Genomic DNA, 25915 nt, shown 5'->3' on the forward strand with positions numbered 1-25915 from the left:
GCTCGGACAGGGTCCCCGGTTCGGTGACCACATTGTCGGCGTGCGAACCTGTCATGCGCAGGCCCAGTTCAGTTTCGTCGGCCGTCGCCGGATCGGCTTCACCCACGATCTGCCCATCGAAAATCACCAGGATGCGGTCCGAGAGCGAGCGGATTTCGTCCAGTTCCACCGAGACGAGCAGGATTGCCTTGCCGGCATCGCGCATCTTGATGATCTGGTTGTGGATGAACTCGATGGCGCCGATATCGACGCCGCGCGTTGGCTGGCCGACGACCAGCACTTCAGGGTCGCGCTCCATCTCGCGGGCCAGGACCAGCTTTTGCTGATTGCCGCCGGAGAAATTGGCGGTCTTGAGGTCGAGGTCAGCAGGGCGGACATCGAACTTCTTCATGTATTCCCGAGCGGCGTCGCGTGCAGCGGAAATGTCCAGGGCCGGTCCTTGGCCATAACTGTCCTGATAGCCCAGAATGGCGTTTTCCCAGGCGTTGAACTTGGTGACCAGCCCCATGCGCAGGCGGTCCTCGGGCACATGGGCAAGCCCGGCGCTCCGCGCCCGGTCCGCGCCATCATCGCCGCTGATTTTTAGGGCATTGCCGTGGACGCGAATGGTGCCCGATTTCTGGTCACGCATGCCGGAGATGGATTCGAGCAGTTCTGACTGCCCATTGCCCGCCACGCCAGCAATGCCGACGATCTCGCCGGCGCGGACCTGGAAATTGACACCCTTGACGCGCGGCGTGCCGAAATCGTCGGTGACGACCAGGTTCTCGACTTCAAGCAGCACCTTGCCGGGGTTGGCGGTGCCCTTCTCCACGCGCAGCAGCACGCGGCGGCCGACCATGAGTTCGGCCAAATGCTCGGGACTGGTTTCGGCGGTTTCAAGCGTTGCCACCATCTCGCCCTGACGCATGACCGAAACTTCGTCGGTGATCGCCATGATCTCGCGCAGCTTGTGGGTGATCAGGATGATGGTTTTGCCTTCCGCCCGGAGCTTGCCCAGAATGCGGAAGAGATGGTCGGCCTCGGCCGGCGTCAACACGCCGGTGGGCTCGTCCAGAATGAGGGTTTCGGCGCCGCGATAGAGCGCCTTGAGGATCTCCACGCGCTGCTGCTGGCCCACGGAAAGATTGCCCACGATCGCGTCGGGGTCGATATCGAGCCCATAGTCCCGGGCCAGTTCCTTGAGGTGGCCGCGCGCGCGGTTCAGCGTCGGCGTCAGCAGGGCAGAATCCTCGGCGCCCAGGACAACGTTTTCCAGCACCGTGAAATTGTCGACCAGCATGAAGTGCTGGTGCACCATGCCGATGCCCAAGGCGAGCGCATGGCGGCTGTCGGTAATTTTGTGCGCAACGCCATCAACATGAATGGTGCCGCTGTCGGCGGTGTAGAAGCCGTAAAGGATCGACATCAGCGTCGATTTACCGGCCCCGTTTTCTCCCACAATGCCATGCACCGTGCCGCGCTTGACGGCGAGGTGAATGTCTTTGTTGGCGTGAACCGGACCGAAATGCTTGTTGATGCCGACAAGCTCGATAGCGAGCGCAGAGGCAGCGGTCCCGGAGGACCGCTGCTCGTTTGTCGGGTTAAGACCTGTCATTGCAGTCTCACCCTTTTCGTTTCAAGCCTTACAGGGCGTCGCAGTTCTTGTCGGTGCGGTAGTCGTGCACAGTGACGGCGCCCGAGATGATGTCGGCAGAGGCCTGCTCGACAGCAGCCATCATTTCATCAGTGATGAGATCGGCATTGTGCTCGTCAAAGGCAGCGCCAACGCCGTCTTCAGCCAGACCCAGCACGATCAGGCCGGGCTCCCAAGTGCCATCCTCTACGCCCTTCATGGCGTTGTAGGTGGCCACATCGACGCGCTTGATCATCGAGGTCAGGACCGAACCGGGATGCAGATGGTTCTGGTTGGAGTCCACGCCGATGCCATACTTGCCGGCGTCGGCAGCAGCCTGCAGCACGCCTGCACCAGCACCGCCGGCAACCTGGAAGATCACGTCCACGCCCTGATCGAGCTGGGACTTGGCAACTTCGGTCGCCTTGACCGGGTCGTTGAAGGCATCAAAGCCGGTACCGACATAGGTCTCGAGCACTTCGATATCGGGGTTCACCGACTTGGCGCCCTGCGCATAGCCACAGGCAAATGCCTCGAGCAGGTCGAAATTGAAGGCCGGCACGACGCCGATCTTGCCGCTTTCCGACTTCATCGCTGCCAGCACGCCGACCAGGTAGGAACCTTCCTGCTCCTTGAAGACCACGGACTGGACGTTTGGCAGGTCAACGACGGTGTCGATGATGGTGAACTTGGTATCGGGGAATTCCGGCGCCACGGCGCGCAGCGCAGTTTCCCAGGAGAAGCCAGGCAGCACGATCGGGTTGTTGCCGCGCGAGGCGAACTGGCGAACGGCCTGCTCGCGCATGGCGTCGCCCGAGATTTCCAGATCCTGGTAGGCTCCGCCTTCCTCGCGGAAGCGCTCGGCGCCGGTGTAGGCCGCCTCGTTGAACGATTTGTCGAACTTGCCGCCACCGTCATAGACGAGCGCGCCATCGGCCAAAGCAGCACCGGCCATCACTGCGCTCAGTGCAACACCGCTCGCAACGGCCTTGGTAAAGGTCGAAATTTTCATTGAATCATGTCTCCCTGTCTCGCACCAGCACCGGAACCTGAGTCCGTAGGTCAATCTGCGTGCGCTAACAGCGGATAAAATCGTGCAATGGCCTCTGCCGCAAGAGGGAAGGCGCTAATTTTTCCCATTTGGTCAAAAATGGTTGAGAGAGCTCGACTCCGGCCGCGTTTTGCGGGTGCCGCTAGAGGCGCGCCAAGAGCGCCTGAAAGAGCTGGCCCAGATCGACATCGGCGAACAGGCTTACCAGAACGGCGGTGGCGGCGATGATATAAAGGGCGATGCTGTCGCGGGCGTCGGAGGACATGGTGGGATTTGAAACAAATTGCGTTGAACCAGATCCTCTCTACCCTATCGGCCGCGGCGAAATCATGGCCGAGTTGCGGCCGATTGCGGCATGGTTAAGCAAAGATTTAGCCAACCGGATCAGGGCGGGCCAAGCGGCTCGATGGCGACACCCATGGCGGCCGCAAAGCGCTCAAAGAAGCCATCGATGATCTTCTGCGCCGAACTGCCGATCACCGCCTTGCCCAGCTTCATGATTTGTCCGGAGGCGCCACCCTTGGCCGTGAAGGAAAGCAGCGTCTGCTCGCCATCATCGGCCAGCTCGATATCGGCGGTGCCTTCTGCCAGACCCAACAGGCCACCCCTGCCCTTGCCTGCGAGCGTGTAACTGGCAGCGGGCACGACACTGGTCAGCATCAGATCGCCTTTGAAAACGGGCTTGACCACGCCCAGATTGACAGTGATCGCCAGATCGAGCGTTTCCGGGCCCGTCCAGCCGATATGGCTGCAACCAGGAATGGCGGCCTTGAGCATTTCGGGATTGTTCAGAGCCGCCCAGACAGCCATGCGGCTCGCCGCGATACGATAGCGCCCGCCAAAATCCATCAGGCCGATTGCTCCCTTGCGCCAGGGGCGGAAACAAAACTGTCGCGCTTTGTGCTCATGGTGTTGTTCCCAAATCTTTACGTGCGGCTTTTTCGCACCAATATGGTCTAAATAGTTGCCGCGACCTGTACTTGCAATTGTCAGGCGGGCCGGCAGACGCAATCTAGGGCCAGTGGCAGCTTCGCCAGATGGGCCTATAGTTTTCGAGGGAGCCAGGGATGACCGACCAAGTGACCACAGCCACACCGAGCGCTGCAGCCAATGTTTCGGTATTGGCAGAAAAGCCGCTGCAGTATCTGGACAAGGCGGTCAATGCGATCCGCGATCTGGGCATCTGGCCGGAAAATCAGGCCGAGGCGCCAATTACCGGTCTTCTGGCACAGATCACCGAGTTGGACGAAACCCGCGTGATCCTCATCGGCCGCACTCTTTCGCAGGCCAGCGCCTTTAATGAAGTGGTGCGCGAGCAGGTCGCCGCGATGAAAATTGGCGAACGCTATGAGGACATCACCAAGGGCTTCGATTCCATCCGGGACGATGCCAAGGGCATGGTCGATCAGCTCGAAGACAACAAGATCGACCTGTTCGAGCGGGCGTCCAATGTGTGGATGAAAGTCAGCCGGGGCGATATCGCCACGCGCTTTAACAAGATCCGCGACACCTATCTCGAAGTCACCGCCGACACCAAGGACCAGATCGACCGCGAACATACCATTCTCGAGGCCTATCGCGATTTCCGCGGCGCGCTGAAACAGTCCGAAGTGATGGCGCTCGAAGTGCTGCAGACCGCCGAGGCGCGCCTCAAGGAAAAGAAGGACATTCTGCAAAAGGCCGCCGACGAGCTGGCCACCTATGCCGGCGACGTACCGGCCGACCGGGCGCGGCTGGAAATGGCCCGCGACGAACGCCTGCGCGAAATGCAGAACGAAGAAAAGCGCTACCAGATCGCCAAGGACCTCTCGGACAATCTGACCATTTCCTACAACACCTCGGAAGTGGTGATGGCGCGGCTGATGCAGACGACCAATGCCAAGGAACGCGTCTATCAGCAGTCGATCTCGTTCTTTTCGACCAACGAAACCGTTCTGACTGCGCTTTCGGCCTCGTTCACCGGCATGTTCGGCCTGCACGAATCGACCGAGACGCTGAACGCGATGAAGGAAGGGATGAGCAAGTCGCTCGAAACCCTGTCCGAGATCGGCGACAAGGTGCAGGAAGAGGCGATCAAGGCTGGCTATGGCCCGACGGTGCGCGCCGATGCGGTCAAGAAGCTGGTCGATAGCGTGGTCAACTTCCAGGAAAAGAGCCGCACCATCATCAATGAGATGCGGGTGGCCTCGACCAAGAATTCGGCGGAGATCCGCGACGCGGTCGAAGACGGCAAGAAGCGTCTGGCGACATTGGCGACCGAGGGCAACGCCCTCTTGCTCGAAACCAAGAGTTGAGGCGGGCGGGTTGCTGGCAAAGGCATTGCATTGAGTAAGGCACTGCATGAGTAACGCGACGGCAAAACCCGCGGCCCCGCTGGACGAGGTCATGCTGGCCATGGATGTGGTCGACACCTTGCGTCACCAGCAGAATCTGGTGACGCGGGAACTCGACGGGATCACCCGTGAGCGGCAACTCATCGAGAAACTGCGCGAGGTCTATCACCAGCAGGGCATCGAGGTGCCCGACCATATCCTTAAGGAAGGGGTTTCGGCGCTGGCCGAAAGCCGCTTTGCCTACGAGCCCCCTGCCCCGGGCCTGGGCACCACGCTGGCGCGGCTCTATGTCAGCCGCAAGCAATGGGGTCGACCGCTCTTGGCCGTTCTGGGCATCCTGCTGGTGGCGGGCATCGGCTATTTCGGCATCTGGCAACCGTACCAGCGCGGTCAGGCTGAACAGGCGCAAATCGAACTGAGCCAGGGCCTTCCGGCCAAAATGGATGCGCTTTACCAGACCATCTTCGAAGAGACCAAGGTGCAACAGGCCGTGACCGAAGCCGAAGCGCTGGTCGCGCGTGGCAAGGCCTTTGCGGCTGAGGGCAATCGCGCCGGGGCGGAGCGCGCGGTGGAACAGTTGGAGGCCCTGCGCGATCAGTTGCGGCTCGAATATACCTTGCGTGTGGTCAATCGCGAGGGCGTGCAATCTGGTTTCTGGACGTTCCCCGAAATCAACACCGAAGCGACCAATTACTATGTCGTGGTCGAGGCGCTGGACCCCGATGGCAATGCGTTGACCCTGCCGATCCTCAACGAAGAGAATGGCGAGACCGAAGCGGTCAATATCTGGGGCGTTCGTGTCCCGGAAAGCGTTTATGATGCGGTGGCCGCCGACAAGCGCGATGACGGGATCATTCAATCCAACATCATGGGCCGCAAGTCCGATGGTTTCCTCGACGTTGAATATGCCGTGCCAGTCTTGGGCGGCGCGGTGACCAGGTGGTAGGCCAATGAGCATTCGCGGACCACAGGCCCTGGCCAGTCTCGAAGAAGCCATGCGCGATATTCGGCGCGAAGAGGACGAATTGTCCAAGCGCGTCTCGCGCGCCGCAGAGCGGGCCAGCAAGATCCGCGAGCATGAAGCGGAACTGTTCCGCCAGCTCGCGCGCCTCCGGCTTGACCCGGCCGTGCAGACGGAAATGGACGGACGCATTTCGGCCGCCGAAGCAAAGGCGCGGGACACGCTCAAGGCGCATTCGAAAGATGTCGGCAAGGCCGAGAAAACCATCAGTGGCCTCGATGCCCGACGCGCGGAACTGACCGATCAACGGGCGGCCGCGATTGCCGTGCTTGAGGAGCAACAGGCCCAGCTCGCAGCCCTGACCGCGGCGCAGGCCAGCAAGCTTGCTGCCGACCCTGCCTATGCGGCCAAGCGGGCGCAAACCGAGGAACTGGACCAGATTGCCGAGCAATCCCTGCGCAAGACGGAGCAGGCTGAGGCCGATCGCGAAGAAAAGGGCCGCCCCTACCGGGAAGACCCACTGTTCATGTATCTCTGGCAGGCCGGTTACGGCACCTCCAACTACAAGGCCAGCAATCTGGTCCGCTATTTCGATGGCATGGTGGCCAATCTGGTCGGCTTCGCCAAGGCGCGGCCAAACTATGCCATGCTCAATGAAATTCCCTTGCGCTTGCGCGAGCATGCCGAGCGGCAGGAAGCCAATGTGAGCGCCGCCGAGGCCGAACTGGCCCAGATGGAAATCGCGGTGGTGGATGCGGCTGGCGGCAAGCCGATGCGCCAGGCTATTGCCGCCGGGCTAGCGAGCATCGAAGCGCTGGACGCCGAGATTGCGCGGATCGAAGACGAGCGCGATGCGGCGGCTGAGACCTTGCGCGTATTGGCCGAGGGCAAGGACCCGGCCTTTGAGAGCGCGGCAGCCGATCTGGCGGCAGCGCTGGGGCGCGAAGATATCCGTACCCTGCTTGCCGAAGCGCGCCAGACCAGCACCGGTCAGGACGACACGCTGGTGGCGCAGATCGATGAAGCCCGCGCCCGGCTGCGCGAGGAGGAAGAGGAGAGCCGCGAACAGCGCGAACGGCTCAAGACCCTCGCCGCGCGCCGCCGCGAGCTCGAAGATATTCAATGGGAATTCAAGAAGCAGCGCTTTGACGACCCCGGTTCCAGCTTCAAGGAAGACCGCCTGGTGGGCGATCTGCTCAACGACTTCCTGCGCGGCGGCATTTCGGCCGCTAGCTATTGGGACCAGTGGCGCAAAAGCCAGAACTGGGCGCCGGGCAGCGAGTGGGGCGCGGGCTATAAAAGCACGCGCAGTTCGCAGAACAAACGCAATTCCGGACCGTGGCCTCCCAGCGGCGGCGGGTTCCAGTGGCCTGAGAGCAGCATTGGCAGCTCAGGCAGCAACAAGAGCAAGACATCACGCGGTGGTTTCGGCGGTGGCTTTGGTGGCGGCTGGAGCAGTGGTTCTTCCGGCGGCGGGTTCTCGCGGCCCCGCACGGGCGCGTCAGGCTCGCGCAAGCATGGCGGGTTCAAGACCGGCGGGGGTTTTTAAGGGGACGGCGAAACCCAATGCCTGGGTTGAGGCGGAAACGGCCAGGCGTTTGTTCGGCTGTCGCCACGCCTAACTTGCAAGTGCGATCTGGTGGATTGAGACGCGGTTGCGTCCCGATCCTTTCGCCAAATAGAGCGCTTGATCTGCTCGCTTGAAGGTTTCAGTGAACGCTTCGCCCCCTTCATAGCAGGCTAATCCAATGGACGCAGTAACCTGCTGTGGCCCGTCTACGTGTCCAAAGCCGAGGTCTTCTATCGCGCAGCGTATGTGCTCTGCGCAGCTTGCTGCAGCTGCGCTCTGCCTGCCTTTGAGCAGCACGAGAAATTCCTCCCCACCGTAGCGGCCGCAGAAGTCGCGTTCTCCGATCGTGGACTGGATGACACTGGCGACATCCTTGAGAACAATGTCCCCCGTTACGTGCCCAAACGTGTCGTTGATCACCTTGAACCGATCAATGTCGACCAACAGAATGGAAAAGCTTTCTCCCACCTGTTGCGCATAGGTCTCCTCGCGCGCGAGGGTCTCCCAGACATAGCGCCGGTTGTATAGTCCCGTCAGGGAGTCGCGACGAGCAAGCTCGGTAACTGCAGCATTGGCATCCTCGAGGTTCGCCAATGCGCGCCGGCGTGCACCATCGATCATGAGCACGAACAGGAAGATCGAGATGATCATTCCCGCCAGGCTCATAGCATAGAGGTGAGGGGGCAAGGGGGACGGCGAGGCACCATCCGTCAGACCTGATAGAACTGCGATAAACACGAGAACGAGTGCCAGCCACATAATGCCTGCTCGCTTGCTGCCAAGCAGGACGCCGACTACTGGGAAAGTGGCCATCCAAAAGGTGGTGGGAGACGCAACATTGCCAAAATAGTATCCGCAGTAAACCAGGTAGCAGAAGAATGAAAATAGGAAGTAATCTCTAGCCAATGCGAGATTTCTGCTCACCCTATACACGAAGAGCGCCGACAGCATAACTATGCTGGACACAATCAGTGCGATTGACAGCTCTGCAATGCCGACAACTGCATAATAAAGGGCAAACGATGGGCCGATGATAACGGCAATACCCACCAAGCTGATGAGTTTTTGTATGTCTGGCTCAGCACTTGGATCGCCGGTGCCGGTTTTGCCGAGCAGATAGGCAAGCAGTCTGGAGCGCAGGGCTTGCAGATAATCAGCTGGTGAACGGGCAAATTTCGGCATCAGGACCATCCGAGAACACCATGGACGATACCGGGGCTTTCTTACTAAACGCTGATCCCTCGCTTGAAAATGCGATGGTCCTGGCTTTGTCTGCGGGTTAGTGCGATGCGCTGTTGCGGTGGGCCCATTGTTTTAGTCTCGGGCACGGCTGCGCTTCTGCCGGGGAAGAACACCCTCAATTCGCGGTCGGCTGCGCCATCAGTTCCCAGACATTGCCTTCGCTGTCCTCGAAATAGGCCGAATAGCCCCATTCGGACTGGGTGCCGGGGGTGATGACCGCCCCGCCCGCGACCAGCACGCGTTCGAGGATGTCGTCGACCGCCTCGGGGCTCTCTGCGCGATGAGACAGCACAAAGCCGGGTGTTCCATCGAGGCTTTCCGGCTTGCCGGCGGTCTGGGCGATCTGTTCGCGCGGAAACAGCACGAAAGAAAACTTATCGTCGAAGAAAAAGGCGACATGATCCTCACCCGCACCGATCTGATCGTCGGAAATATCGAACAGGGCGCGGTAGAAGGTGAAGGCGCGTTCCAGATCGTCGACGCCGATGGTGATTATGGAAATTTCGGGCTTCATGGGTCAGGCCTTGTCTGCGCCGGTGGAAAACAGGGCTTCGAACTGGCCGTCCTCGATGCGTGAGGCGGCGATCACGGCCTGGGTGCGGCTGTCGACATCGAGCTTTTGCAGGATGGCCGAAACATGCGCCTTGACCGTGGCTTCGGAAATCGAGAGCTCGTAGGCGATCTGCTTGTTCATCAGCCCGTCGCTGAGCATCATCAGCACCCGCACCTGCTGCGGGGTCAGGGTGGCCAGCCGTTTCATCAAGGCGGTCTGTTCATCCTCACCCCCCAGGGTGGTGCCAGAAGGCACGAAGACTTCGCCCGACAGCACCGTCTCGATGGCCCGGCGGATTTCGGTCGGCCCTTCAGATTTGTGCAGATAGCCCGCAGCACCCAGCTCGAAAGCGCGGCGGACCACCGTGGCGTCCTCGACCGCAGAAATGATCATCACCGGGATATCGGGATATTGCGCCCGCAGCAGCAGAAGCCCGGAAAATCCCCGCACGCCGGGCATGTTGAGATCGAGCAGGACCAGGTCGCAATCGCGGTCGGTATCGAGTGCTGCGCTCAGGCTGTTGAGGTCACCGGCCTCTTCTACGCTCACCGTGGCATCGCCGCCCGCCAGGGTCTGGCGCAGGGCCGCCCGGAACAGGGGGTGATCGTCAACGATGATAATACGGCGGCGCGTCATGAAGCTAACCTGTCCCTGAACCTGTGAACCCTGCCTGAATCGCATGGATTCCCGGCATCTGTCCTTGCATATTGCGACAATGCTTAACGGGTTCTTTACCATGTTTTCCCAAGAGTGAGGGTTATACCTTCGTGTTGAATCGCGAGGGGTCCGTCTATTGTGACGAAGGACCTGATATGCCGCGCGCCCACACTCTTCCGGACTATGCCGACCCGGCACGCGATCCCAATACGGGTGAATGGCAGGCTTTGCGTGGTGAATTGGTGGCTCTGCTGGACAAGGTTGAGAGCCATTATGGCCAGGTGGAGGACGAACAGCCCGCGCCGCCCGCCAGCGCCCTGGCGCAGCGCGTGCGCAATCTGCGCAATCAGGTTGTCGGGTCCGAGACCAATTCGCGCCACCGCGAGGCCCTGCGCACCGTGAAGCGGGCGGTCGACCGGTTCTCCGATCGGGACATGGCGCAGGACGGGCCCGGCATGCCCGACGAGCTGACTGCCGCCATTGCCGAAATCCGGAGCCGCCAGGGTGCGGCCCCGACGCCCATGCCGATGCGGCGCGCCAGCGACCTGCCCGAATTGCGCGAGCTGGGCGCCCTCGTGGGCGGCATGAGCCAGAGGCTGGAGCGGCTGGAAGGCGAGCTCAAGACCCAGCGCTCAAGCGCCAGCCATGTGCGCGAAGTCGCCGGTCAGGTCGAGCAATTGACCCAAGTGGTGGAACTGCTGGCGGGCGCGGTGGGTGAAACGGGCCAGGTCAAGCGGCTCGAAGCACAGATTGCCGCGCTTGGCGCGATGATCGAGGAAGGTCCGCGCAACGACCTTTCCACTCTCAATGCGCGGCTGGACGATGTATCCACCACGGTGGGCAAGCTGGCCGAATTGCAGGCCCAGCAGATGGAGCGGGAAATTGCGCGCGACCAGCGCCGCAACGCCCAATCTGATCCTGCCGAGACGCTGGCTCCGGCCATGCGCTCCATCGAAGACGGTGTGCGCAATGTCTACGACCGGATCGACGCCATCGAGCAGACCGTTTCGCTGTCCTCGGCCGACTTCGAGAAGCTGACAAGCGAAATGGCGGCCTTCACCCAGGCGATGCAGACCAAGGGCGACGCCCCCGATGCCCTGGCCGGACAGCTCGATGCCCTGATGGCACGGCTGGACGGTATCGATGCCCGCAACGAGCAGGTCGATGCGCTGCGGGCCGACATGGCCGCCCTGCGCCAGGCCGTCCTGGATGGCATGGAACCTCGTTTCAGCCAGATCGAAAACAAGCTGGAAATCCTCAGTGACAGGATCGTCCCGGTCAATACCAAGGCGGTGGAGGACCAGCTCAAGCTGCTGATGAACCGCATGGACGAGGCAGGCGCGCAGCTCGACGTGCTGGCACGCCAGAAGGACGCCGGGGAGCGCCCGGACTTTGAATCGTTGGCTACCATGGTGGCGGAACGCACAAGCGAAGCGGTGAGCCGCAAGGCACCTGCACCGGTCGCCATGTTCGGGCCGGAGAGCCTCAAAAGCATCGAAGATCGCCTTGCCGGGTTGATCAAATCGGCTGGTAAGACGCCCGATTACGAACAATTGGCGGACCTGGTTGCGACACGCGCCACCGAGGCCATGAGCAAGGTGCCGGCAGCAAAGTCCGACGACATGGATGCGCTGGAAAAGCGTATGGCGGCCCTGCTCAACACGGCCGGCCAGGAAACGGCGGAGCGGCTGGCACGCCTTGAGGCCGTGCTCAGCAAAAAGACGGATACGGCGGTTGCCGCCCCGGCGCCTGCCCCTGCCCCGCAAACCAAAGCGTCGCCCGCGTCACAAACAGCGGCGCCGCGGCCAGCTGCAGCGCAGCCCCCCGCGGCGCGCAGTCAGTTCGACGAAATCCTGGAGGCTTCCGAGCCGGAAAACGACAGGCTGGACAGCATTCTGGCGAGCCTGGCGAGCGATCGGCGGGACGCCATGCCGGAGAACCCGGCGGACGAGAAGCCGCTGATCGACAAGGGTTTTGGCGACAAATCGCCAGTGCGCCAAGCGCTGAGCCGGGAAGCCAGCCGGGCATCGGCACCGATGGCGGCGCCCGCTGCCCCAAAAGCGCCGTCCGAGCCAGCCGCCTTTGACCCCAGCCGCGCCGAACGACCACCCCGGCCGCGCTCGAGCTTTGCCGAACTGGACGCAGACCCCTTTGCGCCAGCCGCCCGGCCCAGCGAGGTCAAGCCCGAGGAACCCCGCGCGGTGACCTCGAACACCAGCACCTTTGTCGCAGCGGCCCGCAGGGCCCAGCGCGCCAAGCAGGACGAGACGCCAACCGACAGCACGAGCAATTCCATTATCGGGCGGGCCCTGGCACGGGTCCGCTCAAAGCGGGATAGCAATCCGACTGAGCCGGCTGCGCCCAAGCCAGAGGTCCCGGCGCAACCGATCGCTGCAGAGCCGCCAAAGCCTGTTGAGCGGAAGCGACCAAAGCGCGCCAAGAAGGGTGGGGCCGACGAGACCGGCGCGCCGGTCCTGCCAGAGGCGAATGCTGATAAGCGGCCCGATTTCCTGACGCGCTATCGCCGTCCCTTGCTGCTGGCCGCCACGCTGACTGCCGTTTCCCTGCTCACGCTCAATCTGGTGTTGCAGCGGATGGGCCCGGCTTCGCCCAGCCCCTCAGCGGCGGTTTCAACGCCGGACGCACCGGCCGCGGCTTCGCCGGAGGGATCGGACGACGTTTCGAGCATTATCCCGCCGCGGGTGATCGACCTGGTGGATACAACTGCGACGGGCTCGATCAATCCGGGCGAGCCCATGAGCTTTTCGCGCGATAACAAGATCGCGCCGGCAACGCCGATGCCGCCCACGCTGATGGCGGACGGCGGACGTATCGCGCTGGCCACGACCAGTCCGAAACCGGACGCGCCGGAAGTAACCGGCTCAATCGGGCCGGCAGCCGAGGTCTCTGGGGCCGCCGCAGACATGTTCGATCTGCCGCCTGAGGCGATCGGACCGCTGGAACTGCGACAGGCAGCGGCCAATGGCAATGCCAAGGCGCAATTCGAAGTCGCGGCAATCCTTGGCGAGGGCCGTGCCGTGGAGAAAGACCTGGAAGCTTCAGCGCTCTGGTATCAACGCTCGGCGGCGCAGGGCTTCGTGCCCGCACAGTATCGCCTTGGCAATCTCTATGAGATGGGCAATGGCGTGGAAAAGGACCTGGAGCAGGCGAGGCTATGGTACCAGCGCAGCGCCGAGGCGGGCAATCGCATGGCGATGCACAATCTGGCGGCGCTCTATGCCGGCGGCGCACTTGGTGACCAGCAGTTTGAACTGGCCGCGGAATGGTTCGACCAGGCCGCCAATCGCGGGATGACCGACAGCCAGTTCAATCTGGGCATGCTTTATGCGCGTGGCCTGGGGGTCGAGCAGGATTTCGAGCAATCCTACAAGTGGTTCTCGTTGGCTGCCCTCAGCGGCGACCGGGACGCTTCGAAAGCCCGCGAGGACATTGCCAAGTCGCTCACGGCTGAAGCTGTGAGCAGGATTGGTGCCGAGGTAAACGCCTGGACCATGGAGCAGGTTGACCTGGCAGCCAATTTTGCGCCAATCGGCACCTGGAGCGACGCGTTCGACCCCGGCGAGGCCATCGGCAATGCTGAGGTTATCGCCAAGGTGCAGCAGGCCCTGACCAAGCTGGGCTTCGAGGTCGGCACGGCTGACGGCGTCATCGGTCCCAAGACACGCGATGCCATCCGCGCCTTCGAGCGGGCTACGGGTATGAGCGAAACTGGCGACATAAACCCGCGTTTGCTGGCCGTGCTGGGCAGTCAGCCCGTCTAGAACAGCGACTCCATTTGACAGCGTCATGGCCCGGACGTAAGCCCGGGACATTATAGTTTCGCCCGACGCGTCCGGGCCTTACCACTTGTTGACGGACCGTCCTGTAGGATGGCCCGTAACACCTATTACGGGACCCTGGTCTTGCAGATCTATCTGCCGATCGCCGAGCTTTCCGTGAACCTCTTCTTTCTCGTGGGGATCGGAGGGGCGGTCGGATTTTTGTCCGGCCTGTTCGGCGTGGGAGGTGGCTTTCTGCTCACCCCACTCCTGATCTTCTCGGGCGTTCCCACCGCGGTAGCGGTCGCGTCTGTGACCGGGCAGGTGGTCGCCGCCTCCACCTCGGGCGCACTCAGTCACTACCGGCGCGGTGGCGTTGACCTGCATCTGGCCATGTATCTGGTGCTCTCGGGCATATTGGGGGCCTTTGGCGGGGTAGCCGCCTTTGACCTGTTGCGCCAGGCCGGTCAGCTCGATCTGATCATTTCGCTGGGCTTCCTGGTTCTGCTGGGCTTTGTCGGCATTCTGATGCTGCAGGAATCTGTGCGCGCGCTGCTCAAGCGGCGCCAGGGTGTGGTGGTGCGTGAGCGCCAGGCCAACCAACACAGCTGGATCCACGGCCTGCCCTGGCGCGTGCGATTCAAGAAGAGCCGGCTCTACATCAGCGTGCTGCCGGTGCTGCTGATCGGATTGTTCATCGGCTTTGTCGGTTCGTTGCTGGGCATTGGCGGCGGGTTCATCATGGTGCCCGCGCTCGTCTATCTGCTGCGGGTGCCGGGTTCGGTGGTCATCGGCACGTCCCTGGCGCAGGTGGTGGCGATGATGGCTGCAACCACGGTGCTGCATGCCGTGCAGAGCCAGAGCGTCGATATTCTCCTGGCGTTCTGCCTGATGGTCGGGGGTGTCGCTGGCGCGCAATTTGGGGCTGCGGCCGGCATGCATCTGCGCGGCGAGCAGTTGCGCGGCCTGCTGGCGCTGCTGGTGCTGGCGGTTGCCATCCGGTTCGGGCTATCGCTGGTACTGACCCCGGATGACATCTTCTCCATGGCCGTGACGAGCGTAGCGCGATGATCCGCTTGGTTCTCACATTGCTGGCAAGTCTGTGCCTGGCGCTGCCGGCGGCCGCAGAACGGCTGATATCGGGCCTCTCCACAGAGACGGTGCAGATCACCTCGGGCTTCGATGGCGAGAGGCTGACTTTCTACGGTACGGTGGCACCCGACGCCGGGGCCGAGCAACGCTTTGTCGAGGGCCCGTTTCATGTGGTCGTCGTCGTCCTCGGGCCGACCCAGGATCGCGTAGCGCGAAAAAAAACCAATAATTTCGGCATTTGGCTCAATACCGAGCAGGTGGAGTTCAAACGCTTTCCGAGTTATTTTCACGTGCTGTCCAGCGCCAGGCTGCGCGACATCACCGATGTCAACACGCTGACCACCAACTACATCTTGCCGGAGGCCCACGCCATTTCGCCCAACCCGGCGGGCTGGTGGCAGACCCTGACCTTTGGGCGCGAACTGATCCGGCTGATGAGCGAGCAGGGCCTGTTCGGCGTACAGGAAAACGGTGTGCAGTTCCTCTCCGAGGGCTTTTACCAGGCGCAGTTGACGCTGCCGAGCAATGCGCCGCCCGGTCCCTATATCGCCCAGACCTATGTGTTCAAGAATGGCGAAATCATTGCGCGCAAGTCGGATGGCTTTGCCGTGCGCAAGATCGATTTCGAGCGGTTCCTGGCGCTGTCAGCCACGCAATATCCGCTGCTCTATGGGCTCGCCTGCGTGGTGCTGGCGCTGTTCACCGGCTGGCTGGGCGGGGTGGTGTTCCGGCGCTAGCCGCCAACCAGGCGCTTGACCGGCACCGGATAGGTGCGGTCCCGCCCCAGCATGACGACTTCAAGCGCAGGCCAATGAAACAGTCCGACAAAGGCAGGCGAGAGGATGTTGAGCGCGCCGGTAGAGCTGCCATAGGCGGGCAGGATCAGCAGGCGGTTGTCGTGCACAAAGCAGGGCTTTCGTGTGGCGCGGCCATTGATGGCCAGGCGCGCTGCTGGATGCAGATGTCCAGCGATTAGGCCGGTGCGCCCCTTCTTTGGCTCATGACTGAATAGCAGGCCATCCATTTCGAGTTCGGGCAGGCAGGTGCCGCCAATGTCATGGGGCACCGGATCGTGGTTGCCCGAGAGCCAGATACAAGAAACCGCCTCAGTGATGGCGTCGAGCCGCATGCGATCACCAGGCGTCAGGAGCGAAGCGGAATCCGGACGATGGAAACTGTCGCCCAGAGAGAGAAGTTCACGCGCGCCGGTCCGTCGCAGATCGGACTCCAGCCGCTTCAGCGTCATCGCCGTGTCGTAAGGGGGCAGCATCTGGCCGCGCCGGGCAAAGCTGGCCATTTTCTCAAAATGGAGATCGGCGACCAGCAGCGTTTCGCGGGCGCGCCAGTAGAGGGCTCCGGAGGGGAGAGGCTCGAAATTATGGCCGGCAAAGCGTAGCACGGTCAGGTCCGGTTCAAGGGCGGCAAGAGCTGCGGTGTTCATAGCGTCGTTCGTATCCGGACTGGAAGGCCTTGAGATCGCGCCGTCAGCGACCGCCCATTGCCTCGCGGATCAACTCATCCGCCGCATCAGCCATAGCTGATTCCCTTGCCTCCCCGAAAATCGGTTCCTTGCCGATATCAAGCATGACCGGTACCGCCAGCGGGGAAATCTGGTGCAGGGGCTTGTGGACGATGTGGTGGCGGATGCGGGAGAGCATCTGCCCCAGGCGTTCTATATCGAGCAGGCCCCTTGCTGCGTCGTGGCGGGTGGCTTCGATCAGGATGTGGTCCGGCTCGTGCTGGTAGAGCACGTCGTAGATGATGTCCGAGCTCATGGTGATCTGCCGCCCGGTCTTTTCCTTGCCGGGATGACGGCGTTCGATTAGCCCGGCAATGATGGCGCAGTTGCGGAAGGTGCGCTTCATCAGCGCGCTTTCATCCAGCCAGGCCTCTAGGTCATCACCCAGCATGTCCTCGGAAAAGAGCTCGTCGAGGGAAAGCCGGTTGGTGCGGATCAGCGCGGATAGATCGCCCAGACCCCAGATGGCCAGCGCATATTCGGAGGCGACGAAACCCAAAGGCCGGGCCCGCATGCGTTCGAGCCGCCGGGTCAGCAACATGCCCAGGGTCTGGTGAGCGAGCCGGCCTTCAAAGGGGTAGCAGACCAGGAAATTATTGGTGCCACGCGGGAAGGTCTCGACCAGGAGGCTATCGCGCCGCGGCAGGACGGATAGATCGCGCTGCAGGCGCAGCCAATCGCTGACCTGATCGGGCAGCTTCTGCCATTCATCCGGGCTATCCATGATGCGGCGGACGCGCTCGGCCAGATAGGTCGAGAGCGGAAACCTACCGCCCATATAGGATGGAATCTTTGGGTCCTTGGAAAAGGCGCGGGAGACGAAGGCCTCGTTGTCCTTCATGCCCTCGAAGGCGACAATCTCGCCACCGAACATGAAGGTATCGGCCAGCGAAAGCGTGCCGAAGAAATATTCCTCCATTTCGCCCAGCACGCGCCCGCCTGCGCCAATAGGGCCTGTGGTGCGCCCCTGCTTCTGCCCGCGGGCACGGACAAGACGAACGCGGACCATGGGTTCTTCGATGATGGTGCCGATATTGAGCCGGTATTGTTGGGCCACCTGCGGATGGGAGAGGCGCCAAGTGCCGTCCGGGTTCTGCTTGAGACGGGCGTAGCGTTCATAGGCGCGCAGGGCGTAGCCGCCGGTGGCGACGAAATCGAGCACCTTGTCGAATTTTTCGCGGGTGAGGTCACGGTAGGGCCAGGCGCATGTGACTTCGGCATAGAGGTCGTCGGCCAGGAAGGGTCCGGCACAGGCCATGCCCAGGACATGCTGGGCCAGCACGTCATAACCGCCGGGCATCGGGTCTTCGCTGTCCTGATGGCCTTCCGCCACGGCTTCCACCGCCGCTTCGCATTCGAGCACTTCGAAGCGGTTGGAGGGCACCAGCAGCGCCTGTGACGGATCATCGAGCCGGTGGTTGGCGCGGCCGATGCGCTGCAGCATGCGCGAGGAGCCTTTTGGCGCGCCCACCTGCACGACGAGGTCGACGTCGCCCCAGTCGATGCCGAGATCGAGCGTGGAGGTACAGACAACCGCCTTCAATTTGCCCGATGCCATGGCCGCCTCGACCTTGCGGCGCTGTTCGACCGAAAGCGAGCCATGATGCAAGGCGATGGGCAGCATGTCCTCATTGATGTCCCAGAGCCCCTGGAACAGCATTTCGGCCTGCGAGCGGGTGTTGACGAATAGCAGCGTGGTCTTGTGCCGCTGGATCGTCTGGTAAAGCTCACTATGGGCATAGACGGCGGAGTGGCCAGCCCAGGGCAGGCGTTCCTCGGTCTCCAGAATTGAGAGCTGCGGCGGGGCGCCTCCCGACATGGTCAAGAGGTCTGTCTGACGCTGCGGCAATGCTTGGGCGATCCAGTCTCGCAAGAGATCTGGGCGGGCGATAGTGGCCGAGAGTGCCGTAAGGCGCATTTCCGGGGCGAGCCGGGCCAAGCGCGCCAGGCCCAGCGACAGGAGTTCGCCGCGCTTGGAGGTGACCAGGGCGTGCAGCTCGTCCAGCACGACCCGGCGGAGCGAGCCGAACATCAATTCGGCATGGGGATGGGAAATCAGCAAGGCTAATTGCTCGGGCGTGGTCAGCAGGACCTGTGGCGGCTTGACCCGCTGGCGCGCGCGCTTGGCAGCAGAAGTGTCGCCGGTGCGGGTCTCAACACGAATGGGCAGGCCCATTTCGGCAATGGGAGTGGAGAGGTTGCGCTGCACGTCAACCGCTAGCGCCTTGAGTGGCGAGATATAGAGGGTGTGCAAGCCATCAAAATCCCCGTCCACCAGATCGGCGAGGGTTGGCAGGAACCCCGCCAGCGTCTTGCCCGCACCGGTGGGGGCAATCAGCAGTTGGCTGGCACCGGCCTGATAGGACCCGAGCACCTTGCGCTGATGATCGCGAGGCGACCAGCCCCGGGCCGCAAACCAGTCTTGAATGATCGGGGGAAGGTTCGGAGCCAAGGATCACCTGCTGCAAATCGCTGCCAAGCCTATATGATCGACCTCGACCATACCAAGGCGGGAGGCGCCCATGCCCCAGATCATTTCACTGAGCCCCGAAAACGCGATGGCGCGGCTCGTGCCGCACATTCTGGAGATGGAGAGCGCCGCGCACGGCCAGCGTATCGCCATCGGGCTGGCCGGTGGTCCCGGAACGGGCAAATCGACCCTCGCCGCGGAGCTCGTCACCATGCTCAATGCACTCAAGCCCGGCAGCGCTGCCCTCGTGCCCATGGATGGCTTCCACATGAAGCACGCCAAGATCGAGGCCATGGGCGAGACTGATCGCAAGGGCGCCCCGCACACGTTCGAGGGTGCGCAGTTCGTCAGTTTCCTGCATCACCTCAAACACGCCAGCGAAGCGGTGAGCGGTCCCGGCTACAGCCGCAAAATCGAGGATACTGTCGACAACGCATTCACAGTGCAGCCCAATGTGAAGGTGCTGGTCGTGGAGGGCAATTACCTGTTGCTCACAGAAGGTCCCTGGGCCGGTGTACGGTCGCTGCTCGACTATGCCGTCTTCATCCATGTGCCGCGCGAATTGGTGCGCCAGCGGCTCTTGAAGCGCCATGGCGAGGAGGGCCTGTTCAGCGAGGAGCGCAACCGCGCCCATATCGAGCGAAATGACCTGCCCAATTACGACTTGGTCGAACAGTCCCGCGAGCGGGCCGATGTGGTGTTCGAGCTGGATGTGGCCCAGTAGCGGGCCAGACGCACACCGTCTTGTGCCCCCCATTTGAGAGGGATGGAAGCCGGGGGTTTTCTTGCCCGGGCATGGTGATATGAAGCGGTGTCTCTTCGAGTCCCAACCCATGACCACCCGCCCACAGTTTCCTTTCGACGTGCGCAGCCGCGACGTCTGGTCCATTGCGCTGCCTGCTTCGATCGCCTTCATCACCGAACCCGTGGTGGGGTTGGTCGACATTACCGTTGTCGGACGCCTGGGCGATGCGGCGCTATTGGGCGGGCTGGTGCTGGGCGCGCTGGTGTTCGATTTCGTCTTCTCGATGGCCTATTTCCTGCGCATCGGGACGGCGGGGCTGGTGGCGCAGGCGGTGGGCGCGCGCGATCCGCGCGACGGGCTTCTGCATGTGGTGCGGGCGCTGATCCTGGGGCTGGGCATTGGAGTTGGCCTGTTGGTATTGGCCGGACCAATCCTGTGGGCCGCCGAGGCACTGCTCTCGCCCGATCCTGGTGTGGCCGATGCGCTGGCGGACTATTACCACGTGCGGATCTGGTCGGCGCCATTCTCGCTGGTCAATTATGCACTGCTGGGCTGGTTTTATGGCCGGGCGGCAGCGCGCACCGGCATGGTGCTGCAACTCATGCTGCATGGCATCAATATCGTGTGCAGCATTGTGTTCGTCTATGGCCTGGGCTGGGGCGTCGCGGGCGCGGCGGCCGGGACAGTGCTGGGGCAGATCTTGGCCGCTCTGCTCGGACTTGCCATTCTGGCGCGGCACTATGGCGGCATAGCAAGCCTGTTGACCCGCATTGCGCCGGGCGAATTGCGTGACACTGTCGCGATCGCCCGCATGTTCGGGCTTAGCCGTGACCTGATGATCCGCTCCATGGCGCTGATGGGCGCCTATGCCTGGTTTGCCGCGCAAGGCTCACGGATGGGCGAAGTTGCTTTGGCGGCCAATGCGGTGCTGTTGAATCTGCTGATGGTGGTCGGGTTTTTCCTCGACGGCATCGCGCAGGCGGCCGAGCAACTGACCGGCAAGGCGGTGGGCGCCAATTGGCGGCCCGCCTATGACCAGGCCTATCGCCTCTCGATGATCTGGGGACTGGTGATCGCGCTGGGGCTGGGCGCTGCATGGTATCTGGGCGGACCATGGGTGATCAATTTCATGACCACCAATGCCGAAGTGCGGGCCCTGGCGCTGACCTTCCTGCCGGTAGCTGCGCTCTGTGCGCTGAGCTTCATGCCCGCCTTCGTTTACGATGGCATCTTGATCGGCACCACGCAGAACGTGGTCATGCGCAATGGCATGATCGTGTCGCTGGTGGTGTTTGTCGGCGTGGCACTCTTGCTGCGCGACTGGGGCAATTGGGGGCTGTGGGCCGCCATGCATAGCTGGTTCCTGGCGCGCGGCGGCATCTACTGGTGGGCGCTGGAGCGCAAGAAGGCCGGACTATTCAGCCCGGCCTGAACTCCACTCGGCCGTCCGCGTCCCCACCAGTTCGGCGATGTTCTTTTTTCCGGCTGAACGCACGCCAGCAACAAGGCCGCGCTTGATCCGCTCAAGCAGATCAAGGCCGCCAAAGACCAGCGCCGAATAGAGCTGAATGGCATCGGCGCCCGCTTCGAGCTTGGCCAGGGCCGATTGCGGGGAATGAATACCACCAACCCCGACAATCGGCAGTGCACCGACGCGCTGACGCATTTGTGCCAGGCGCTGGGTTGAGAGGGCGAAGAGCGGCCTGCCGGAAAGCCCGCCGGTTTCTTCGGCGTTCTCCATGCCCGCGACGGGATCGCGGGAAATGGTGGTGTTGGAAACAATCAGGCCATCGAGATCGGTCTCGAGAATGACCCGGGCGATGGGGTCCATGCCGGCTTGATCGAGATCCGGCGCAATCTTGAGCAGAACCGGCACCCGCGTTTTGGCCTTGGCGCGGGCCTCGAGAACTTCGCCCAGAAGACGGGTCAGGGCCTCATCGGCCTGCAGGTTGCGCAGCCCCGGCGTATTGGGCGAGGAAATATTGACCGTCAGGTAGTCGGCCAGATCGGCGAAGCGCTGCACGCCGAGCACATAGTCGGCGACGAAATCCTCGCTGTCCTTATTGGCGCCGATATTGACGCCGAGGGCGGCCGGCACGCGCAATCCCCTGAGGCGCTGAAACGCCGCTTCATGGCCCTCATTGTTGAAGCCCATGCGGTTGATGACGCCTTCGGCCTCCGCCACGCGGAACAGGCGCGGCTTGGGATTGCCCGATTGCGGGCGCGGCGTCACCGTGCCGATTTCCACCATGCCGAAGCCCATCAGCGCCAGGGGGCGCGGCACTTCGGCATTCTTGTCGAAACCGGCGGCCATGCCGACCGGGTTCTTGAGCTCCATGCCGCAAAGGGTCGTGGCCAGTTCAGGCGGATCGGCATGCAGCTGTTGCGGGGCAAGGCCCATGCGCAGGGCGGTGATGGTGGCGCCGTGCGCTGTTTCAGGGTCCATGCGCAGGAGTGCGTCACGGGTCAGGCTGGACAGCCCGGCATTGCGCAGCAGCGGCGACAGGGCGGAAAAAATCATCGAACGGCCTCCGGCAACGTGCAATTGCCGTCGGCGTCGACGCTGATCGGCTCCTCCCAGACGATGGCGCCCAAGGGTAGCGGTCCACCATAGAGATGGGGAAAGAGCTGGCCGCCACGCGAAGGCTCCCACTCCAGCCCGCCACCCAGGTCGGCGGCACGCACAGCGAGCAGGACCAGGTCAGATTGCCCCTTGAAATGCAAGCGCAGCGTCTCGGCCAGTTGCGCGGCAGTCGAGAAATGCATGTAGCCGTCATCCGCATCGATCGGCATGCCCTGATACTGGCCGGAGAGCCGCGCCGGGGCGAAGCTGGCGCTGGTGGCGATCTTGTAAATCAGGTCAGGGATTGGCGACATGGAGAACCTCTGGGCAGCGCGGCCTAGACGCCGGGGTAATGCGGTTGCGCCCTCTTTACAAGGCGAATGCGTCACCCTAATATAGGATTGTTTTCCGTAATAAGATTGATTTCCTTGCCATGCTCTCACATCGCGCCATCTGGGACGGCATTGATGCGCTGGCGCGCCGGCAGGGCGTGTCTGTTTCGGCGCTCGCCAAGCTGGCCGGGCTGGATGCGACGGCGTTCAATGTATCCAAGCGGGTCAGCAAGGATGGACGCGAGCGCTGGCCCTCGACCGAGAGCATTTCCAAGATTCTGGATGCCACGGGCGAAAGCTTTGACAGCTTTCTCTCCGGCACCGGCGCCTATATGGCGATGCCAAGCGGCTTTGCCGAGCCGGATCTGCGCAATATCCCGCTATTGGGTCTGGCACAGGCCGGCCATGGCGGCTTTTTCGACAGCGCTGGACATCCGGTAGGGCATGGCTGGGACGAGGTGGCGCTGCCCACGCCCGATGAGAGCGGTATCTATGCCCTCGAAATTTCGGGCGACAGCATGGAGCCGCTCTATCGCGAAGGCGACCGGATCGTGGTTTCGCCCACCGAGCAGGTGCGGCGGGGCGACCGGGTGGTGGTCAAGACCACCGATGGGGAAGTCATGGCCAAGATTCTCCACCGCCAATCCGCCCGGCAGATCGAGCTGCATTCGGTCAATCCGGCCTATGAACCGCGCATCTTCGACATCGGCGATATCGAATGGATGGCCCGGATCATCTGGGCCAGCCAATGAGGGTGGAGCAGGTCTCCCACGCCGATGCTGCCGATTGGGCTGGGATGCGTGAAGCTCTTTGGCCAACAGGCGGCGATCACGGCACTCATGCCCAGGACATTGCCAGATTGCTGGCTGACCCTGGGAACACAATCAATCTGATTGCCCGACAAGAGGGCGGGGCTGCGCTGGGCTTTGCCGAAGCCAGCCTGCGGCATGACTATGTCAATGGCTGCGACAGCTCGCCGGTGGCCTTCCTCGAAGGCATATATGTAACCCCGGAGGCACGCGGCCAGGGCGTGGCGCGGGCGCTGATCGCCACGATCGAGGCCTGGGCGCGCAGCCAGGGCGCAACCGAACTGGCCTCCGATGCGGCACTGGACAATATTGGCAGCCACGGAATGCACAACGCGCTGGGCTTTGCGGAAACTCAGCGCGTTGTGTTCTTCAAAAAAGCGCTTGGCGCGTGACTGGCTTCGCTAGTCGCACCCGGCCCGCGCAAGGACATCGGCGACAATGATGGGAGTGGCCGCCGTTTCGGCCCAGGCGGACTGATCGGGTGCCGCCATTCGCAAGGCATGCATCGCTGCATCTTCGGACAGCGTGAAAGTCCGCTGACATTCCAGCGGAAAGCCCCGTTGCTTGGCCTCGTCGGCCAGAATCCCCACCGTCTCACCGACGGCAAAAAGATAGGCCACGAGGGTGCCGTGTGCCGCACCGTCCGTCTTTGAACGCTGGGATAGATCGAAGAGCTGGGCCACAGAAACCCGGCCTGTGCTGGTACTTGGGGCCGCCGCTACCGCCGTGCTGGTGATGAGACAGGCCAGGGCGAGTACGAGAATGGTTCGCATGAGACATCTCCTTATCGTTTTGCGATAATAAATACTCATGTCGAGCAGGTTTCTTATTGTCAAACGATAATTTATGTGCGATCCACACCGTCAAATGGAGACTGACATGATCGACACTGGAATGCTCAACCCGGACAGCGTGCGCCCGATAGAGGTCACCCCACGCATGACGCTGCTCTTCAATGGACTGGCCGTTTCGGCGGTGACGCTCGCCAGCCTTCTGCCACTGGCCGCCTTTGCCTATTGGCTGGTTATCGACGGAGATGCCGTGCGGGAAATGTCCGGTCTGGCAGAGGCAGTGCACCCCGATATCGATATGGGGCAGCGGATCGCCGCGGCATTGGTTGCTCTGGTTGCCACCGCGCCGCTGGCCTGGGGGTTGGTGCGATTGAAAATCTGCCTCAACTGCTTTGCCGCGGGCCATCCCTTTGCGCCCAGAGGTATTGCCGGTCTGCGCGACTTTGCCCTGGGTAGCATGCTCTCGGCCCTGGTCCAGTTGATCAGCCACACGGTAATGGGGCTTGTACTCACCTGGAATGCAGCCCCCGGCTATCGACAACTCACAGTTCAGATCAACGCGGAATTGATCTTCCTGGTCCTGTTTGCGGGTATCATAGCCGCTCTGGCCTGGGCGCTGGAAAAGGCCGCCGCCATTGCCGATGAAAACAGCCAGTTCGTTTGAACCATGCCGATCAAAGTCAACCTGGCCGTCGTCCTGGCCCAGCGCGGTGTCAAGTCCAAGGACTTGGCACAGGTCATCGGCATCACCGAGGCCAATCTGAGCCTGCTCAAGCAGGGCAAGGTCAAGGGCATTCGCTTCGAAACGCTTGAAGCGATCTGCCAATGTCTGGATTGCCAGCCAGGAGACCTGTTGTCGTTCGAGCCGGAGCCGGACGAGCCGACCGCCTAGACTTTCCTTCCCAAACATCACGGAGACTACCAAGATGCGGTTGCCTGCCAACCTGGTCATCGCGGCCCTTGCATGCCTGCCCGCCCTCGCGGCACAGGAGGCGCAAACACTGGCGCGCGCCGATGGCAGCCTGATCCACTACACGATCGATCGCCCTGCGGGGCCGCCGACAGGCCTGATCGTGATTGCTCAAGGCTCAGGCTGCCTGCCGGGCGCCACCAATACCGGTATTGCCACGGTGCGTGCGGCATTCGCGGACTATACGGCGGTGGTTGTCGAGAAGATCGGCATTACCCCGGGTGCCAAGATTGCCGAGGGCCATGTCGACTGCCCAAAAGCCTTCGTGGACGGGTATACTATGACACAACGTGTCTCGGACTATGTGACGGTGCTGGAGCATCTGCGCGAAAGCCCCGAACTGGGCGCATCACGGTTGGTGCTCTATGGCGGATCGGAAGGCGGACTGGCTGTGGCGCGGCTTGCGGCAGAGCTCGACCCCGTTGCCACTATCGTCATGTCCTCAGGCACCGGCCTGTCGCTGGAAGAACTGATCAAGAGCACGGTGCCACCGGAAGGCCATGCCATGCTCGACGACGGATTTGCCAAAGCGCGGGTCAGTCCCGACGACAGCACCTTGTTTGCAGGATCGTCATACAGGTACTGGGCCGACAGCCTGGATCAACGCGTCCTGGACTATATGATAGCGAGCTCGTCGCCCTTCCTGTTGATCCAGGGGGGACGCGATCTCTCCAATCCGCCGCATGCCGCCCGCCTGGCCGCCAACGCCTTCGCCGAGGCCGGGGATTGCCGCCTCACCTATTGGGAGTTTCCCGCGCTCGACCACAGCATGCTGATGCCCAATCGTGCCTCGAAACTGGGTGAGGTGGCGCAACTGGCGGCGGAATGGGTCAAGGACCCACTCCCCGCCTGTTGATCACAGG

24 protein-coding genes and 1 pseudogene are annotated in these 25915 nt (G+C 62.4%); 13 read left to right on the forward strand and 12 right to left on the reverse strand.

Annotated features, from left to right (window positions below):
* Positions 1-37: 37 nt before the first annotated feature.
* From ACE4RL_RS17755 to ACE4RL_RS17770, 4 genes and pseudogenes are all read right to left on the reverse strand, one after another.
* A pseudogene (locus ACE4RL_RS17755) lies at positions 38-1597 on the reverse strand (ABC transporter ATP-binding protein); the annotation flags it as partial.
* A gap of 28 nt (positions 1598-1625) precedes the next feature.
* Positions 1626-2627: a BMP family protein gene (locus ACE4RL_RS17760; protein ID WP_375598425.1), complete on the reverse strand. Its 1002-nt coding sequence runs from the start codon at positions 2625-2627 to the stop codon at positions 1626-1628.
* 181 nt (positions 2628-2808) lie between these two features.
* Complete coding sequence (locus ACE4RL_RS17765; protein ID WP_375598426.1) at positions 2809-2931, reverse strand: hypothetical protein; 123 nt, start codon at positions 2929-2931, stop codon at positions 2809-2811.
* A 119-nt stretch (positions 2932-3050) separates the two neighbouring features.
* The gene (locus tag ACE4RL_RS17770; protein ID WP_375598427.1) at positions 3051-3515 is read right to left on the reverse strand and encodes a CoxG family protein; all 465 of its coding nucleotides are present in this window, start codon (positions 3513-3515) and stop codon (positions 3051-3053) included.
* Positions 3516-3733: 218 nt separating this feature from the next.
* Between ACE4RL_RS17770 and ACE4RL_RS17775 the strand changes: the two genes are divergently transcribed.
* Genes ACE4RL_RS17775 through ACE4RL_RS17785 form a run of 3 tightly spaced genes read left to right on the forward strand, consistent with a single transcriptional unit; the run spans position 3734 to position 7509 of the window.
* Positions 3734-4960 (forward strand): cell surface protein, encoded by a 1227-nt coding sequence (locus ACE4RL_RS17775; RefSeq protein ID WP_375598428.1) that lies wholly within the window; start codon positions 3734-3736, stop codon positions 4958-4960.
* A 46-nt stretch (positions 4961-5006) separates the two neighbouring features.
* A complete protein-coding gene (locus tag ACE4RL_RS17780; RefSeq protein WP_375598429.1) occupies positions 5007-5945 on the forward strand; it encodes a DUF6384 family protein in 939 nt (312 codons plus the stop codon).
* Between the two features lie 4 nt (positions 5946-5949).
* Positions 5950-7509: a hypothetical protein gene (locus ACE4RL_RS17785; protein WP_375598430.1), complete on the forward strand. Its 1560-nt coding sequence runs from the start codon at positions 5950-5952 to the stop codon at positions 7507-7509.
* A 69-nt stretch (positions 7510-7578) separates the two neighbouring features.
* Here ACE4RL_RS17785 and ACE4RL_RS17790 read toward each other — a convergent pair whose 3' ends face one another.
* From ACE4RL_RS17790 to ACE4RL_RS17800, 3 genes are all read right to left on the reverse strand, one after another.
* Entirely contained in the window at positions 7579-8712 is a 1134-nt protein-coding gene (locus ACE4RL_RS17790) for a GGDEF domain-containing protein (RefSeq protein ID WP_375598431.1), read from the reverse strand.
* Between the two features lie 175 nt (positions 8713-8887).
* Entirely contained in the window at positions 8888-9286 is a 399-nt protein-coding gene (locus tag ACE4RL_RS17795; protein WP_375598432.1) for a VOC family protein, read from the reverse strand.
* A gap of 3 nt (positions 9287-9289) precedes the next feature.
* Positions 9290-9961, reverse strand: coding sequence for a response regulator (locus ACE4RL_RS17800; RefSeq protein WP_375598433.1), 672 nt, complete (start codon positions 9959-9961; stop codon positions 9290-9292).
* Positions 9962-10137: 176 nt separating this feature from the next.
* Between ACE4RL_RS17800 and ACE4RL_RS17805 the strand changes: the two genes are divergently transcribed.
* From ACE4RL_RS17805 to ACE4RL_RS17815, 3 genes are all read left to right on the forward strand, one after another.
* Entirely contained in the window at positions 10138-13764 is a 3627-nt protein-coding gene (locus ACE4RL_RS17805) for a peptidoglycan-binding protein (RefSeq protein WP_375598434.1), read from the forward strand.
* Positions 13765-13905: 141 nt separating this feature from the next.
* Positions 13906-14832, forward strand: coding sequence for a sulfite exporter TauE/SafE family protein (locus tag ACE4RL_RS17810; protein WP_375600310.1), 927 nt, complete (start codon positions 13906-13908; stop codon positions 14830-14832).
* Positions 14829-15590 (forward strand): TIGR02186 family protein, encoded by a 762-nt coding sequence (locus ACE4RL_RS17815; protein ID WP_375598435.1) that lies wholly within the window; start codon positions 14829-14831, stop codon positions 15588-15590. The genes ACE4RL_RS17810 and ACE4RL_RS17815 overlap by 4 nt, the downstream gene beginning before the upstream one ends.
* Here ACE4RL_RS17815 and pdeM read toward each other — a convergent pair.
* Together pdeM and ACE4RL_RS17825 are read right to left on the reverse strand one after the other, a co-directional pair.
* Complete coding sequence (pdeM, locus tag ACE4RL_RS17820; RefSeq protein WP_375598436.1) at positions 15587-16294, reverse strand: ligase-associated DNA damage response endonuclease PdeM; 708 nt, start codon at positions 16292-16294, stop codon at positions 15587-15589. The two genes, ACE4RL_RS17815 and pdeM, sit on opposite strands and share 4 nt — an antisense overlap.
* A 43-nt stretch (positions 16295-16337) precedes the next feature.
* Complete coding sequence (locus ACE4RL_RS17825) at positions 16338-18824, reverse strand: ligase-associated DNA damage response DEXH box helicase (RefSeq protein ID WP_375598437.1); 2487 nt, start codon at positions 18822-18824, stop codon at positions 16338-16340.
* Positions 18825-18894: 70 nt separating this feature from the next.
* Between ACE4RL_RS17825 and ACE4RL_RS17830 the strand changes: the two genes are divergently transcribed.
* On the forward strand, positions 18895-19566 hold the full coding sequence (locus ACE4RL_RS17830; RefSeq protein WP_375598438.1) for a nucleoside/nucleotide kinase family protein: 672 nt from the start codon (positions 18895-18897) through the stop codon (positions 19564-19566).
* 109 nt (positions 19567-19675) lie between these two features.
* Positions 19676-21019, forward strand: a complete 1344-nt coding sequence (locus ACE4RL_RS17835) for an MATE family efflux transporter (protein WP_375598439.1) — start codon at positions 19676-19678, stop codon at positions 21017-21019.
* Here ACE4RL_RS17835 and ACE4RL_RS17840 read toward each other — a convergent pair.
* Together ACE4RL_RS17840 and ACE4RL_RS17845 are read right to left on the reverse strand one after the other, a co-directional pair.
* Positions 21002-22108, reverse strand: coding sequence for a quinone-dependent dihydroorotate dehydrogenase (locus ACE4RL_RS17840; protein WP_375598440.1), 1107 nt, complete (start codon positions 22106-22108; stop codon positions 21002-21004). The two genes, ACE4RL_RS17835 and ACE4RL_RS17840, sit on opposite strands and share 18 nt — an antisense overlap.
* On the reverse strand, positions 22105-22464 hold the full coding sequence (locus tag ACE4RL_RS17845) for a DUF952 domain-containing protein (protein ID WP_375598441.1): 360 nt from the start codon (positions 22462-22464) through the stop codon (positions 22105-22107). Before ACE4RL_RS17845 ends, ACE4RL_RS17840 begins: the two co-directional genes overlap by 4 nt.
* Before the next feature lie 119 nt (positions 22465-22583).
* Here ACE4RL_RS17845 and ACE4RL_RS17850 point away from each other — a divergent pair, with 119 nt between their 5' ends.
* Entirely contained in the window at positions 22584-23234 is a 651-nt protein-coding gene (locus ACE4RL_RS17850) for a helix-turn-helix transcriptional regulator (protein ID WP_375598442.1), read from the forward strand.
* On the forward strand, positions 23231-23683 hold the full coding sequence (aac(6'), locus tag ACE4RL_RS17855; RefSeq protein WP_375598443.1) for an aminoglycoside 6'-N-acetyltransferase: 453 nt from the start codon (positions 23231-23233) through the stop codon (positions 23681-23683). The genes ACE4RL_RS17850 and aac(6') overlap by 4 nt, the downstream gene beginning before the upstream one ends.
* Before the next feature lie 9 nt (positions 23684-23692).
* Here the strand turns inward: aac(6') and ACE4RL_RS17860 are convergent, their stop codons facing one another.
* Positions 23693-24064 carry a chlorophyllide reductase gene (locus tag ACE4RL_RS17860; RefSeq protein WP_375598444.1) on the reverse strand — a complete coding sequence of 124 codons (372 nt, stop codon included), beginning with the start codon at positions 24062-24064 and terminating at the stop codon, positions 23693-23695.
* A gap of 106 nt (positions 24065-24170) precedes the next feature.
* Here ACE4RL_RS17860 and ACE4RL_RS17865 point away from each other — a divergent pair, with 106 nt between their 5' ends.
* From ACE4RL_RS17865 to ACE4RL_RS17875, 3 genes are read left to right on the forward strand one after another with little or no spacing between them, the layout of a single operon-like run.
* Positions 24171-24746: a hypothetical protein gene (locus ACE4RL_RS17865; protein WP_375598445.1), complete on the forward strand. Its 576-nt coding sequence runs from the start codon at positions 24171-24173 to the stop codon at positions 24744-24746.
* Positions 24747-24749: 3 nt separating this feature from the next.
* Positions 24750-24974, forward strand: a complete 225-nt coding sequence (locus ACE4RL_RS17870; protein WP_375598446.1) for a helix-turn-helix domain-containing protein — start codon at positions 24750-24752, stop codon at positions 24972-24974.
* Between the two features lie 34 nt (positions 24975-25008).
* Complete coding sequence (locus tag ACE4RL_RS17875; RefSeq protein ID WP_375598447.1) at positions 25009-25908, forward strand: alpha/beta hydrolase; 900 nt, start codon at positions 25009-25011, stop codon at positions 25906-25908.
* Positions 25909-25915 lie beyond the last annotated feature (7 nt).

Origin of the sequence: Devosia polycyclovorans (genome assembly GCF_042181575.1) — a bacterium.
Taxonomy (GTDB): domain Bacteria; phylum Pseudomonadota; class Alphaproteobacteria; order Rhizobiales; family Devosiaceae; genus Devosia; species Devosia polycyclovorans.

Bases quoted from the DNA above. Each gene is read 5' to 3' on its own strand.
- ACE4RL_RS17780 (WP_375598429.1), top strand. From the start codon at position 5,007: ATGAGTAACGCGACGGCAAAACCCGCGGCCCCGCTGGACGAGGTCATG.
- ACE4RL_RS17865 (WP_375598445.1), top strand. From the start codon at position 24,171: ATGATCGACACTGGAATGCTCAACCCGGACAGCGTGCGCCCGATAGAG.
- ACE4RL_RS17805 (WP_375598434.1), top strand. From the start codon at position 10,138: ATGCCGCGCGCCCACACTCTTCCGGACTATGCCGACCCGGCACGCGAT.
- ACE4RL_RS17875 (WP_375598447.1), top strand. From the start codon at position 25,009: ATGCGGTTGCCTGCCAACCTGGTCATCGCGGCCCTTGCATGCCTGCCC.
- ACE4RL_RS17830 (WP_375598438.1), top strand. From the start codon at position 18,895: ATGCCCCAGATCATTTCACTGAGCCCCGAAAACGCGATGGCGCGGCTC.
- ACE4RL_RS17860 (WP_375598444.1), bottom strand. From the start codon at position 24,064: ATGCGAACCATTCTCGTACTCGCCCTGGCCTGTCTCATCACCAGCACG.
- ACE4RL_RS17770 (WP_375598427.1), bottom strand. From the start codon at position 3,515: ATGGATTTTGGCGGGCGCTATCGTATCGCGGCGAGCCGCATGGCTGTC.
- ACE4RL_RS17800 (WP_375598433.1), bottom strand. From the start codon at position 9,961: ATGACGCGCCGCCGTATTATCATCGTTGACGATCACCCCCTGTTCCGG.
- ACE4RL_RS17795 (WP_375598432.1), bottom strand. From the start codon at position 9,286: ATGAAGCCCGAAATTTCCATAATCACCATCGGCGTCGACGATCTGGAA.
- ACE4RL_RS17835 (WP_375598439.1), top strand. From the start codon at position 19,676: ATGACCACCCGCCCACAGTTTCCTTTCGACGTGCGCAGCCGCGACGTC.
- ACE4RL_RS17845 (WP_375598441.1), bottom strand. From the start codon at position 22,464: ATGTCGCCAATCCCTGACCTGATTTACAAGATCGCCACCAGCGCCAGC.
- ACE4RL_RS17815 (WP_375598435.1), top strand. From the start codon at position 14,829: ATGATCCGCTTGGTTCTCACATTGCTGGCAAGTCTGTGCCTGGCGCTG.
- ACE4RL_RS17785 (WP_375598430.1), top strand. From the start codon at position 5,950: ATGAGCATTCGCGGACCACAGGCCCTGGCCAGTCTCGAAGAAGCCATG.
- ACE4RL_RS17790 (WP_375598431.1), bottom strand. From the start codon at position 8,712: ATGCCGAAATTTGCCCGTTCACCAGCTGATTATCTGCAAGCCCTGCGC.
- ACE4RL_RS17765 (WP_375598426.1), bottom strand. From the start codon at position 2,931: ATGTCCTCCGACGCCCGCGACAGCATCGCCCTTTATATCATCGCCGCC.
- ACE4RL_RS17775 (WP_375598428.1), top strand. From the start codon at position 3,734: ATGACCGACCAAGTGACCACAGCCACACCGAGCGCTGCAGCCAATGTT.
- ACE4RL_RS17870 (WP_375598446.1), top strand. From the start codon at position 24,750: ATGCCGATCAAAGTCAACCTGGCCGTCGTCCTGGCCCAGCGCGGTGTC.
- pdeM (WP_375598436.1), bottom strand. From the start codon at position 16,294: ATGAACACCGCAGCTCTTGCCGCCCTTGAACCGGACCTGACCGTGCTA.
- ACE4RL_RS17840 (WP_375598440.1), bottom strand. From the start codon at position 22,108: ATGATTTTTTCCGCCCTGTCGCCGCTGCTGCGCAATGCCGGGCTGTCC.
- ACE4RL_RS17760 (WP_375598425.1), bottom strand. From the start codon at position 2,627: ATGAAAATTTCGACCTTTACCAAGGCCGTTGCGAGCGGTGTTGCACTG.
- ACE4RL_RS17850 (WP_375598442.1), top strand. From the start codon at position 22,584: ATGCTCTCACATCGCGCCATCTGGGACGGCATTGATGCGCTGGCGCGC.